This is a genomic window from Kribbella sp. NPDC054772, assembly GCF_053611945.1.
The window spans coordinates 334,083-346,428 of record NZ_JBSHBJ010000006.1 but is presented as its reverse complement, the minus strand read 5'-3'; the positions used below and the strand labels follow the sequence as shown (position 1 = coordinate 346,428).

Here is a 12,346-nt window from a genome sequence, read left to right as displayed (position 1 = left end):
CGGCGACTCGTGTCCGCGGAAAGCGCGGACCGGGTCGCCTTCGTCATTTCGTGCGGCAGCGCTTCGCTTGCCGCGAGCGGGGGCTCCGCCACCCGCACCCCCTTGCGCCTTCGCTCCGCTCGGCTCCGTGGCTGGGCGCCGCAGTCGTCTGACCGGCGTGGGTTGCCCGCCGCGGTCGTCTGACCGGCGTGCAGTCCCGCCGCGGGCCCGTGCCCGTTGGTCGCGCCGGGTTGGGGAGGATGACTGGCCGATTCGGGAGGGTAATCCTCCCCAATCGCGTGAGGGGGAGGGAACGGGGGACTGGCCGGTGGTGGGGTGAGATCGGGCGGGTGCGGGTGGGGCGGTCGTCTGCCGGCTAGGGCTTTGGCGTGGTTGGGATCTGCAGGCCATCACAATCGGCCCTGGTCGGACGGCCCGAGCGGGGACGGCGGCTCGGGAGACGGATTGTGATGGGCTGGCGGTCCGGGTGGGTGCTTGGGGCGGTTGGTGGTGGGGTGTGGATTTGGTGGGGTCGGAGGGGTTGGGGTTAGGGGGTTTGGAAGCGGCGGGTGTTTTTGGGGGGATTTGGGAGTTCTTTGAGGCCGGCGGTGAGCATTACGTGGGCTGAGGCTTTGTTGGGGGCGTGGCATTCGCCCCAGAACGTGGCTACTGAGTGGTGGTCGTGGCAGTAGGTGAGGGCGCCTTTGAGGGCTTCGGTGGCGTAGCCGTTGGAGCGGTGGGTTGGGTGGATGGCGTAGCCGAAGCTCCAGTCGGCTGTGGGGTCGTTGCTCTGGCCCAGGCCTAGCCAGCCGAGGAACTCGGCGTCGGTGCGGCGGGTGATGATCAGTTGTAGATGGGTGCCGTTGTCGCTGGCGGCGTTCGCGTGGGTGTTCAGCCAGGCGCGTACGCCGGGGACGTCCCGCGGGCCCCAGTCGTCCATGAAGCGCGCGACGCGGGCGTCGGTCCAGAGGGTGCACAGTGCGGCGAAGTCGGATTCGACGGGCCAGCGGAGCGCCAGGCGGTCGGTGAGGACGGGCAAGCTCATATGGCACCTCTTCGATCAGCGTCGCCGTCAGCGTCAGGTCGGCGTCCGCGTCAGGTCCGCATCCGCGTCACATCGGCGTTGGCGGTCGGTGGTTTCGAGAAACGTACTGCGGCCCTTCGTGTGCAGCGAGTGGTTATTCTGTTGGGTGTACGATCTGGATCAAACAGGTGTGCGACGTTGATCGAACAGGTGGGTGAGGTTGTGAAGGCGTTGGAGCAGCCGTCGTTGGAGGGGCCGGGGGTGATGCGGCTGGTGGATGTGCCGGTGCCGGCGGTGGGTGCGGGGGAGGTGCTGGTCAAGGTTGGTGCCGCGGGGGTGAACTTTGCGGACGTGATGCAGACGCGTGGTACGTACGACGGTGGTCCGCGGCCGCCGTATCTCGCGGGCTTTGAAGCTGCCGGTGTAGTCGTCGCGGTCGGCAAGGCCGTGGCGGATGGGGCCGTGAGTGGCGGGGCCGTGTGTGGTGTGGCTGTGGGGGATCGGGTGCTTGGCGTTGGGTACGGCGCGTTCGCGGAGTATGTCGTGATGCCGGCCGACGGCGTCGTGTCGGTGCCGGCTGGATGGAGTGACGAGGAGGCGCTCGGCCTCGTGCTCAACTGGGCGACTGCGCTCGCGTCGCTTCGGCCGCTTGGTCGGCTGGCTGAAGGTGACACGGTGCTGATCCACGCGGCCGCGGGTGGTGTCGGCCAGGCAGCGGTGCGGATCGCGAAGCACTACGGGGCTACAGTCATCGCCACCGCGTCCGCTTCCAAACACGACGTCGTACGGCGGCTCGGTGCGGATCACGTCATCGATTACAAGACCGCGGACCTGGTCACCGAGGTACGGCGGCTGACGGGCGACCGTGGTGTCGACATCGTGCTCGAATCGGTCGGGGGCGCGACGTTTCGCCAGAGTGTCGAGGTGGCGCGGCGGGTGACCGGCAAGGTCGTCGTGATTGGTGCGGCTGGGGGTGAGGCGACGATCAGCAACTGGGAGTTGAACTTCAAGCACCCGATTCACGTGATCGGTCAGCACCTGACGACGTTGATCCAGCAGGCGCCTGAGCTGTTCGCCGACGTGATGACCGAGCTGGATCAGCTGATCGAAGCCGGCGTCTACCCGCCAGGTCGCCCGACGGTGTACGACCTCGCGGACGGCCCGAAAGCCCTGGCGGAACTGGAGTCCCGTGCCACCGTCGGAAAGATCGCGCTCAAGCCGTCACACTGACCGCGCGACGGCCGTCAGAGTGATTGCGCGACGCGGAATCCGAGGTCCTCGATCGCGAAGGTGGGATGTGACCGGCGGCGGACGGTGGAGCCGACGGAGCGTTCTTCGTCGTCGAAGCCACCGCCTCGGAAGATCCGGTACGCGCCGTACGTCTCGGCGTCGTACAGGTCCCAGCACCACTCCCAGGTGTTGCCGAGCATGTCGTGCAGTCCCCACGCGTTCGGCGTTTTGAGCCCGACCGGATGGGTGTGGCCGTCCGAGTTCCCGGCGTACCACGCGATGTCGTCGATCGGGCCGTAGCGGTACGCGGGCGTGCCGGCGGTGCAGGCGTACTGCCACTCGGCCTCGGTCGGGAGGCGGTAGCCGGAGGAGGACCAGTCGCAGTCGACCTCGGTGCCGTCGATGGAGTACGCCGGTGGAAGTCCGGACTCGGCCGAGAGCTGGTTGCACAAGGCAACGGCGTCGTACCAGCTCACGCTAGTCAGCGGGAAGTCGCCGGCGACCATCGGGAAGCGGGCGAGACGGAACGCGGGCAGGCTGACGTGCCAGCGCTTCCCGAGGCGGTCGTCGCGGAGGAACAGGAGGCCGGCCGGCAGGTCAATGAGGTCGAGCACCGTCCAACCGTAGGGGGATCAGTAGAACTGGCGGATCTTCGGCCACAAGGTGGACCAGGGTTCGGCGGGCTGTTCGCAAAGGACCAGGGCGGTGCCGTCCTCGTCGTTGGAGACGATGCTGTCGACGGTGCCGACTTGTTCGCAGTTGCGGAAGTGGGATTCGAAGATCGGCGTGCGTTCGAGCTCGACGAGGAGAACCGGGCCGGTGTTGCTGTCCGGCGGCTGGGCCCAGTCCGCGAAGCTCATGTGTGGTGAGTACGGCATCGGTAAGCCGTGCGAGTCGCCATAGCGGACGAGCGCGCCGGCCTCCCCGTAGTTGCCGGTCAGCAGCGTCGCGGTCGACCGCTCCGCCGACGGCACCTGGGCCCAGGCGGTGGCGACGTTCGCGACGAACGCGGGCCACCCGATCTGCTCGCCCTGCTCCTTGTTGACCGGGATGACGATGTCGCCCGCCGACGCCGGCAGGATCGGCAACGTGAAGACGGACGAAGTGACAGCAGCGAGAACGAGTGCGGCGACAGCCTGGCGCCGATGACGGTCGATCCAGTGCAACGCCGGCTCGCAACCGGCCGCCACGAGGACGAGCAGCAGCGGCAGGGCGTAGTACGACTTGCCGCCGGACACCAGGACGACGACGCAGAGCACGGGGTAGGCGAGCGCGACGGACCGCGCCCACGGCAGTGTCCGCCAGATCCGGAGGAAGCCCGCGATCCAGATCGGTACCAGCAACGGTGACAGTTGCAGGATCTGCAGCGGGATGAACATGATCCGGTTCTCGGTGCCATCGTCGTCGCTGATGCCGCCCGCGACCTTGAGCTGCGGCCAGTCGTGCTGGAACTGCCAAATGACGTTCGGCAGTGCGATCAGGCCGGCGATCGCGATACCGGCGAGGAGCCACCAGGAGCGCAGTACGCGACGTGGGCCGACGATCAGCAGCGACACCAGGAGCGCGGCGACGGGCAGCACCACCAGGTACTTGTTCTCCAGGGCGATGCCGATCGTCAGGCCGAGCGCGAGCCACCAGCGGCCGTCGCCGGTCCGCAGCAGCTTGACCGCGAACAGCCCGATCAGCATCCAGGCGAGCAGGTCGTACGTCGCGGTCGACACCATGTGGCCGACGCCGAGCACGAAGCCGGACACCGCGGCGCAGATCGCGGCGAGCAGTTGCCCTCGCCGGTCGCTGCCGAACTCGCGGGCAATCAGGGCGATCACGATGACCGTCGCGACACAGCTCACCGTCGACAGCACGCGCAGGCCCATCACCGTGTCACCGAAGACGGTGGTCGAGATGCGGGTGATCAGTGGCGTCAGCGGTGGCTGGTCGACATACCCCCAGTTGAGGTGGTGGCCGGCGACCAGGAAGTACAGCTCGTCGCGGTGGTATCCGTACCGTCCGGACAGCGCCGTCAGTACCGCGCCGACGATCAGCGCGACTGTGACGACGGGCCGGGCCGCGAATGCAGGCACCGTTGGGCGGGTCATGCCGGAATGGTGACAGGCCAACGGGCTACTTGAGGAGACGTGGGGTGACCACATTGTCTGCACGCTCCCACCCGGCACCGACGGTTCGCAGGATGATTGGATATGTCAACCGGTCAACTCGGAGGGGGCACGTGCTGTGGCACTGCTGTACGAGCGCATCTGCGCCCATGTGCTGGAGCAGCTCCGGCGGGGCGCGCTCCGCCCTGGGGACCGGGTGCCGTCCGAGATGGAGCTGGCGACACAGTTCGCGGTCAGCCGGATCACCTCCAAGCGTGCCTTGGAGGTACTGCGGGAAGCGGGTCTGGTCGAGCGCATCCGCGGGAAAGGCACCTTCGTCGTACGGCGGCTGCCCGACCTCACCGATCTCAGCGTGCCGCTCCGGCCGGCCACGCGGCGTGAGGCGCGGTCGATCGCGCTGATCGTGCCGGACATGTCCGAGGCGTTCGGTCTGGACCTGCTCAACTCGATCGAGGAGCGCTGCGCGGAGTACGGCGCCCACCTGGTAATACGGCGTACGCACGGGCGGCAGACCGATGAGGAGAAGGCCGTCGACTCGCTGGTGGCCAGCGTGGACGGGCTGATCGTGTTCCCGGTGCACGGCGACTTCTACAACGCCAGTCTGCTGCGGCAGGTGCTGGACGGGTTCCCTGTGGTTGTTGTGGACCGCCATCTGTCCGGCATCCCGGTGGCGGCAGTTCACACCGACAACGTGGCCGCGGCCCGCGCGCTGACCGTCCGCCTCCTCGAACAGGGGCATGAGCACATCGCGTTCGTCTCGCCACCACCGGTGAACACGTCGTCGATCGAGGACCGCCTGGAAGGGTTCCGGGCCGCCTTCGGTGATTTTGGCCAGCCGCACGAGCTGACCGACCTGCGCAGCACGCTGCCTGGTTCGACCACGACGGAGAGCGTGCGGGCCGACATGGACGTCATCCGCGCGTTCCGGGACCGCATGCCCGAGGTGACGGCGTATTTCGCCTGTGAGTACAACCTGGCCCGGATGGTCGACCGGGTGCTCGGTGGTGACCGCGTGATCGCCTGTTTCGACTCGCCGGGGGACTCGATCGGCGGACCGCCGTACCTGCATGTTCGGCAGAACCAGACGGAGATGGGGCGCCGTGCGGTCGATCTGCTGATCGCACAGCTGCGGGGCGAGCCGGTGCCGAACCTGTCGTACGTTCCGTTCGAACTGATCGACGCCGAGAGCAGGGACGTGTGACCGGACTGCCTGCGTCGACCGCTGCGCTGACGCCGGTCGACGAACGTACCTGGTTGGTCAGTGGCGACATCGAGTTGGTGTTCCCGCGTGGTCCGGTGTTCGTGCTGGACCACGGGTACGTTCTGCCGTCGGATGCGTCCACTGAGGTGCTGAACGGGCACGGCACCTGCTGGGTCCTCCCAGAGCTGGAGGGCCCGGCCTGGCTGATCACCACCGATGCTGCGCTCTCAGTCAGCTTTGACGCCGACAGCTGCCGCGTGTCCGTGCAGGGGCCGACAGCAACGCTGACGAAGCACCCTGCTCGTCCGCACGCCGATGTCGAGGGTGCCGAGTTCGCACTGGAGTTCCCGGGCTCCGACGCACTGGCCGACGCGCTCGCGGGCTTCTACTGGGGCACAGTCCTGCCCTGCGTCGTCGAGCGCACCACGGCACGCACGTATCCCGACCCGGACGGCTACGTGATCAGCACGCTCGCCGACAAGTACGTCGGCACCTATCCGGACGTGGACCACGAGTTTCAGATCAAGGGCCGGATCGCGTGGGGCAGTGGCGTCGACCAGGCCGTCGTACGGCGGATGATCGAGCTGCAGCTCCGCCTGATGCGTGAGGACCCGCAGCAGCTCTGGCGCGACCCGTGCGCCGTGCAGCCGGACGGCGACCGCGAGTATCACGTTCGTCGCAACAGCCTCGACGGTACGGCGAACGCGGTCATGTTCCTGGTGACGGGCAACGTGGAGGTGCTGGAGTCGATCTGGCTGTACGTCGCCCGCACCAAGGACCTGTCCTGGCTGCGTGCCCACATCGACGACATGGAAGGCGCCGCGTCCTGCGTCGAGGACTGCATCGACAGTCTCGGCAGGCTCTGGTCCGACGTGTACTACGAGGACCAAGTGATCAAGGACGGGCGCGAGACACTGGCCGCCGCACTCGCCGTACGGTCCTTCCAACTCCTCGCTGAACTGGAGACCCTGGTCGACCGCACCAAGAAGGCGGAGCGGTACGTCGAGATCGCGCAGCGGCTCATACATGCCATCAGGCAGCCACTGCCCGTCGGCTACTGGGATCCCGGGCACGATCGCTTCGTCGACTGGGTGGACCGCTCCGGTGTAGTGCACGACCACATTCATCTGCTCGCGAACGTGCTCCCGGTCCTGTTCGGGGCGGCTGACGACACTCAGAGCACAAAGGTTCTCGAGTTGGTCCAGAACGAGCTGGACGAGTTCCAGCTCTTCCCGACGTTCCTGGCCGCACGCATCGCCGACTACACGCCGAGCGAGATCGGCGACGGCGGCCCGTACGACCTGTGTGCGGCCGGGCGGTACTGGTGCTGGGACGCCGCGTTCTGGTCCTGGCGCAAGGACGGCAGGATGCTGCGCGACCAGCTGGACAAGGTCGCCGCACAAGGTGCCGTCGACAACTACGTGATGGGCGAGCGCTACGACATGGGCCACGTCTACTACGTCGACGACAAGCCCTGGCACGGCGCTGCGCACTACTACGAGTACCCCTGCGTCTACGCGTGCGTTCTGTTCCACGAGTACTTGGGTGTCCAGCCGACGCTCACAGCGGACCTGCGCGTCGCCCCGTGCCTGACCGAGTTCGGCGCGGTCACGCTGCACCAGGCTGCCTATCAGCTGCGGTACGAGTACGGTGCGGACGGTTTCCACCTGCAGAACCTCGCTCCGATCACGCGGACGTTCGAGCTCGACCTGACTGCGCTGGACCCGCGCTGGGAGCCGCAGCACGTCGTACTGGGGCCAGGTGCTGACTTTCGTCAGTAGGAGCTCGGTGTTCGGCTGTGTAGCGTCTAGGTCATGACGTGGCGGCGCCTGGGGGACGTAGGTCTGTGGGCCGCGTTGAGCTTCCTCGTGCTCGGTGAGAGCGGCGCCCGGAACGATCCGTACTGGTTCCGCGCCGGCTGCATCGCCGTCCTGGCGTTTGCGGTGTTCACGCGGCGCAGGTGGCCGTTGCCGGCGTTGACCGCGGTGGCGTGGGCGCAGATCGTCATCCTGGCCTTCGCCCTCGGTACGACGAACGGGGTGCAGATCGCGCTGGTACCGGCGATCAGCTTGCTGAGCTACCTGTCCGGACGCCGCGAGACGCAGCTGAAGCACTTCGTCCTCGTGTGCAGCTGGTCGCTGGTCGGCATGCTCGTCCTCGCGCTGACGATCGCCCGCGCCGCGCTGGCGACCGAGGCGGTGCTGACCTGGCTGCTGATGCTGCTGCTCTCTCTGCTGTTGGTAGTACTGCCGTGGCTGGTCGGTCGCTACCGGGCGCAGCAGGCGCAGCTGGCCACGGCCGGCTGGGAGCGGGCCGAGCGGATCGAGCGCGAGCAGCAGATGGAGATCGATCAGGAACGGCTGCGCGAACGGTCCCGGATCGCCGAGGACATGCACGACTCGGTCGGTCACGAGCTCAGCCTGATCGCGCTGCGCGCCGCAGCGCTCGAGCTCGACCCGTCACTGCCGGCGGAGCACCGGCGGGCGGCAGGTGAGCTGCGTGAGTCCGCGGCGACCGCGACGGAACGGCTCGGCGAGATCGTCGGCGTACTGCGTGACCAGGACGCGCCGACCGTTCCGCACGACGAAACGGTGCGGTCGCTCGTCGACCGGGCCGCGGAGTCAGGTCTGGCGGTGCGGCTCGTCGAGGAGGTGGACGCCGAGCTGGCGCCCATGGTCGACCGCGCGGTGCATCGGGTCGTCCAGGAGTCGCTGACGAACGCGAGTAAACACGCGCCCGGCGCGTCCGTCACCGTGGCCGTGACGACCCGCGCGGACGACGTACTCGTGCAGGTTGTGGACACCGGCGCTCAACGGCCGGTCGCTGCGCCGTCAGGTGGGCGCGGGCTGGACGGACTGCGGGAACGCGTCCGCCTGGCCGGTGGTTCGCTCACCGCTGGTCCTAGACCAGGTGGCGGCTTCGAGGTGACCGCCACCATGCCGCGAGCCGGCGGACGCCCGGAGCCGCCGACCGCTGCGGTCGAGCGGGCTACGGTACGCCGGAGCGCGCAGCGCGGCCTGATCACGGCCATCGCCGCTCCGCTGTTACTCGGTGCGGTCGTCGGAGCGGTTGCCCTTGGCTACTACCTCGTCGCCGGCTACAGCGCGATCCTGCGACCCGCGCAGTACGACGGACTCGCGATCGGTCAGTCGGAGGCGGAGGTGGAGAAGGTGCTGCCCCGGATGCAGATGATCGACGCGCCGGGGGAGGGCTACCACCCGCCGGCGGGCTGGAGCTGCCGGTACTACCGCCCGGCGGCTCCCTTCTCCAGCAACTACGTGTACCGCCTGTGCTTCGCGAACGGCGCTCTGGTCGCGAAGACCGTCGTACAGAGCGGCTCGGTACCACCGACCCCGGAGGGCAACGGATGATCAGGGTGATGCTCGCCGACGACGAGGCGATGGTGCGGGCCGGCGTCCGCGCGATCCTCGGCACCGACGACCAGATCGAGGTCGTCGCGGAGGCAGCCGACGGCGTCGAAGCCGTCGAAGCGGTACGGCGGCATCGGCCGGACGTCGCCGTACTGGACATCCGGATGCCGCGGATGGACGGGCTGGCGGCCGGTGCGGAGATCCGGCGGACGGTGCCGGAGACCGCGGTCGTCATGCTCACCACCTTCTCGGAGGACGCCTACATCGCCCGTGCGCTCGGTGACGGCGCCAGCGGGTTCCTGCTCAAGTCAGGCGACCCGCGGGAGCTGATCGCCGGGCTGAAGGCGGTCGCGGAAGGTGCCGCGTACCTGTCACCCCGCGTCGCGCAGCGGGTGATCGCCGAGCTCAGTGCCGGGTCGGGTGGCGGTGCGATGGCGCGAGCGGCGGCTGCCAAAGAGCAGATCGCCGTATTGAGCCCGCGTGAGCTGGACGTGCTCGGACTGGTCGGTGCTGGGCATTCGAACGCCGAGATCGCCGCTCGGCTCTACCTGGTTGAGGGGACCGTGAAGGCTTACGTCAGTGCCATTCTGTTGCGGCTCGGCGTCAAGAACCGAGTCCAGGCGGCGATTGTCGCCTACGAGGCCGGGCTGGTGACTTCCTGACCCTCCTGGTGGCCGTTTCGGGTCAGGTGGGTGCATGGTCTGCGCGCGTCGGGATACTGGTTGCGCAACCGACACCGAACGCTCCGGGTGGTGACGTGGTGAGGACACCGGGTCATGGGATAGTGGACCCTCCCGGGGCCCTCACCTCCGGACTACCCAGCAAGCCTCCAGGGGCCACCGAACCCCTCTCACAGAATCGGGGATCCAGGTCGTGACCGACTCGCACAACTCCGGACAGCACAAGGACCGGGAAGCGGCGGCGGCCGAGGTCCGGAGAATGTGGCAGCCGACCCCCTCCTGGACCCAGCCGGACGACGCCCAGCCCGTCGAGGAAACGGTCGAGGAGACCGAAGAGAAGCCCGACGCGCTGTCCCAGGAGTTCCCCGGCGACTCGTGGTCCCGGCCGGTCAACCAGCCGGCGCCGTGGACCCAGCCGCAGAGCCAGCCCAGCCCGTCCTGGACGCAGCCGGCCGCCGAGTCCGCCACCCCGTCCTGGACCCAGCCGGAAGAGCAGGACGACGAGCTCGGTGACGACACCGGCGTGACCGACCCGGCGGACACCTCCGCCGCGCAGACTGGCAGCCCGACCCAGGACGCCGGTCAGACCTCTGCGCCGACCGCCGGTGCCGCATCCGACAGCCCGGTCTTCGGTGGCTCGTCCTTCCACGGCTCCAGCTCCGCCTCCGGCTCCGGCTTCGGCCAGGAGCAGGGCAGCCAGCCGCAGACCGCTCAGAACGGTCAGGCTGGTCAGCCCGGCCAGGCTCCGCAGAGCCCGCAGGCCGGTCAGCCCGGCCAGGCTCCGCAGCCCAGCCAGGGTGGACAGAGCGGTCAGGGCGGGCAACCGCTGTCCCCGGCCGCTCAGCACTTCTTCCCGCAGGGCGTCCCGAACCAGCAGACTCCCCAGCAGCAGAACCTGTCGTACCGCTCCGAGGAGCTCCTCCAGGCGCTGCCGCTGCCGCGCGAGGCTCCGGCCGAGCGTGGTGTCCGGAGCATGCTGAAGCTGCGCCCCGGCACGTCGGAGCGTTCCGAGCGGATCGCCCGCGCGACCGCCGCGACGGCCTTCCGCCGTCCGGTGACCATCGTGGTGGCGAACCCGAAGGGTGGCTCCGGCAAGACGCCGACCACGCTGCTGCTGTCCGGTGCGCTCGGTCAGGCCCGCGGTGGCGGCGTCGTGGCGTGGGACAACAACGAGCTGCGCGGCAACATGCACCTGCGCACGCACGACACGAACTCCCGGTCCACCGTCACGGACATGCTGCAGGCGATGCCGATGCTGACCCAGCCGGACGCGCGCCTCGGTGACGTCGCGGCGTACCTGCGGCACCAGGTGGCCGGTCAGTACGACGTGTTGACCTCGGCGACCACGACCTACGCGCAGATCGAGGCGAAGGACTTCGACCAGATCCACCGCCTGCTGAGCCGGTTCTACAAGGTCCTGGTGATCGACACCGGGAACAACGAGGGCTCCAGCAACTGGCGCGAGGCGATGAAGGCGGCCGACGCCCTCGTCATCCCGATCAAGTGGAAGAGCCTGTCCTGCGCGGCCGCCGTGCAGATGCTCGAGGAGCTGGACAACCAGGGCCCCGAGGCGCAGCGGCTGATCCGCCGCGCGGTGATCGCGGTCTCGAACGGTCCCGGCGACGTCAACAAGGAGGTCGAGAAGCAGCTCCGGCCGTACTTCGAATCGCGCGCCGCCGCTGTCGTCGACATCCCGACCGACATGCACATTGCTGCCGAGGGTCCGCTCGACCACTCCGCCATCCAGCCCGCCACCCGCCGCGCGGCGCTCGAGCTGGCCGCCAGGGTGTCGGAGCAGATCACGACCTCGCTCAACACCCCACGCTGAGTCAGAGGCCGATCAAAGGCTGAGCACAGCAAGACGCACCTGGCTGAGGCGGACCGGATCAGCAATCACGTCGTACGACGTGATCCGGTCCGCCTCGCTGGTGAAGGCGATGGCCAGCCGGAGCCGGCCACGCGGCGCGAGGATCAGCCCGACCTCTCCGTCGACCAGCGCGAGTTCCGCGCGCTGAGAGCGACTCGAGAACAGCACCGTGCCTTCAGCGACGGCACGTGCACCACGAAGCTCCGTAGCCATCCCAGGAGCCAGAGCGGCCGCGTCAGCGCGTCGTACGACGTCCGGCGCCAGTACGGCGAGGATCGCAGTCAGATCGCCCGCACGGGCAGCGTCGAGGAACGCTGACACCACACGGTGCTGTCTGGCCAGCTCGGTCGACGAAACGACCGGAGTGCCCTGGACACGCTGCCTAGCCCGGCTGGCGAGCTTCTTGGTCGCCACGGGGGTCCGCTCCACGATCGGTGCGATCTGCGCGAACGGTACGGCGAACATGTCGTGCAGCACGAAGGCGATCCGCTCAGCGGGCTCCAGCGTGTCCAGTACGACGAGCAGCGCGCGGCTGACCGAGTCCGCGACCAGTGCCTCGTCCTCGGGACCACGTCGTACCACTGGGACCTGCTGTAGGTCCTCAGGAGTGGTGAGCTGTTCCGGACGGACCTTGCGGGCGCGCAGCATATCCAGGCAGATGCGGGTCACCACAGTCCGCAGCCAGGCGCCGAGGTTGTCCACCCCGTCTGCCCTGCCCAGGCGGATCCACGCTTCCTGCACCGCGTCCTCCGCCTCCGGATGCGCGCCGAGGAGGCGGTACGCGACCGCCTCCAGCTTGCTCCGTTCCGCTTCGAACGCCTCGGCCAATCCGTCGCTCACTGGTCACCTTTCCGCGCCGTACGCCGTCACCCAGTCTGAC

Annotated in this window: 10 protein-coding genes; 6 read left to right on the top strand and 4 right to left on the bottom strand. The window is 68.6% G+C overall.

Features of this window, described 5'->3' with window-relative positions; all coding sequences use genetic code 11:
* Positions 1 to 526: 526 nt before the first annotated feature.
* Complete coding sequence (locus tag ACWGID_RS13760; RefSeq protein WP_452196792.1) at positions 527 to 1,024, bottom strand: GNAT family N-acetyltransferase; 498 nt, start codon at positions 1,022 to 1,024, stop codon at positions 527 to 529.
* A gap of 177 nt (positions 1,025 to 1,201) precedes the next feature.
* Between ACWGID_RS13760 and ACWGID_RS13755 the strand changes: the two genes are divergently transcribed.
* Positions 1,202 to 2,233, top strand: a complete 1,032-nt coding sequence (locus ACWGID_RS13755) for a zinc-binding dehydrogenase (RefSeq protein ID WP_452196791.1) — start codon at positions 1,202 to 1,204, stop codon at positions 2,231 to 2,233.
* 14 nt (positions 2,234 to 2,247) lie between these two features.
* Here ACWGID_RS13755 and ACWGID_RS13750 read toward each other — a convergent pair whose 3' ends face one another.
* A complete protein-coding gene (locus ACWGID_RS13750; protein WP_452196790.1) occupies positions 2,248 to 2,847 on the bottom strand; it encodes a formylglycine-generating enzyme family protein in 600 nt (199 codons plus the stop codon).
* An 18-nt stretch (positions 2,848 to 2,865) separates the two neighbouring features.
* Entirely contained in the window at positions 2,866 to 4,329 is a 1,464-nt protein-coding gene (locus ACWGID_RS13745) for an ArnT family glycosyltransferase (protein ID WP_452196789.1), read from the bottom strand.
* A gap of 136 nt (positions 4,330 to 4,465) precedes the next feature.
* Between ACWGID_RS13745 and ACWGID_RS13740 the strand changes: the two genes are divergently transcribed.
* The 5 genes from ACWGID_RS13740 to ACWGID_RS13720 all read left to right on the top strand — a co-directional run bounded on the left by ACWGID_RS13740 (position 4,466) and on the right by ACWGID_RS13720 (position 11,427).
* Positions 4,466 to 5,548, top strand: coding sequence for a GntR family transcriptional regulator (locus tag ACWGID_RS13740; protein ID WP_452196788.1), 1,083 nt, complete (start codon positions 4,466 to 4,468; stop codon positions 5,546 to 5,548).
* Positions 5,545 to 7,329: a hypothetical protein gene (locus ACWGID_RS13735; RefSeq protein ID WP_452196787.1), complete on the top strand. Its 1,785-nt coding sequence runs from the start codon at positions 5,545 to 5,547 to the stop codon at positions 7,327 to 7,329. The genes ACWGID_RS13740 and ACWGID_RS13735 overlap by 4 nt, the downstream gene beginning before the upstream one ends.
* Before the next feature lie 33 nt (positions 7,330 to 7,362).
* Positions 7,363 to 8,919 carry a sensor histidine kinase gene (locus ACWGID_RS13730; protein WP_452196785.1) on the top strand — a complete coding sequence of 519 codons (1,557 nt, stop codon included), beginning with the start codon at positions 7,363 to 7,365 and terminating at the stop codon, positions 8,917 to 8,919.
* Positions 8,916 to 9,581 (top strand): response regulator, encoded by a 666-nt coding sequence (locus ACWGID_RS13725; protein ID WP_452196784.1) that lies wholly within the window; start codon positions 8,916 to 8,918, stop codon positions 9,579 to 9,581. The genes ACWGID_RS13730 and ACWGID_RS13725 overlap by 4 nt, the downstream gene beginning before the upstream one ends.
* A gap of 211 nt (positions 9,582 to 9,792) precedes the next feature.
* On the top strand, positions 9,793 to 11,427 hold the full coding sequence (locus ACWGID_RS13720; protein WP_452196783.1) for a division plane positioning ATPase MipZ: 1,635 nt from the start codon (positions 9,793 to 9,795) through the stop codon (positions 11,425 to 11,427).
* A 12-nt stretch (positions 11,428 to 11,439) separates the two neighbouring features.
* Here ACWGID_RS13720 and ACWGID_RS13715 read toward each other — a convergent pair whose 3' ends face one another.
* Positions 11,440 to 12,306 carry a sigma-70 family RNA polymerase sigma factor gene (locus ACWGID_RS13715; protein WP_452196782.1) on the bottom strand — a complete coding sequence of 289 codons (867 nt, stop codon included), beginning with the start codon at positions 12,304 to 12,306 and terminating at the stop codon, positions 11,440 to 11,442.
* Positions 12,307 to 12,346 lie beyond the last annotated feature (40 nt).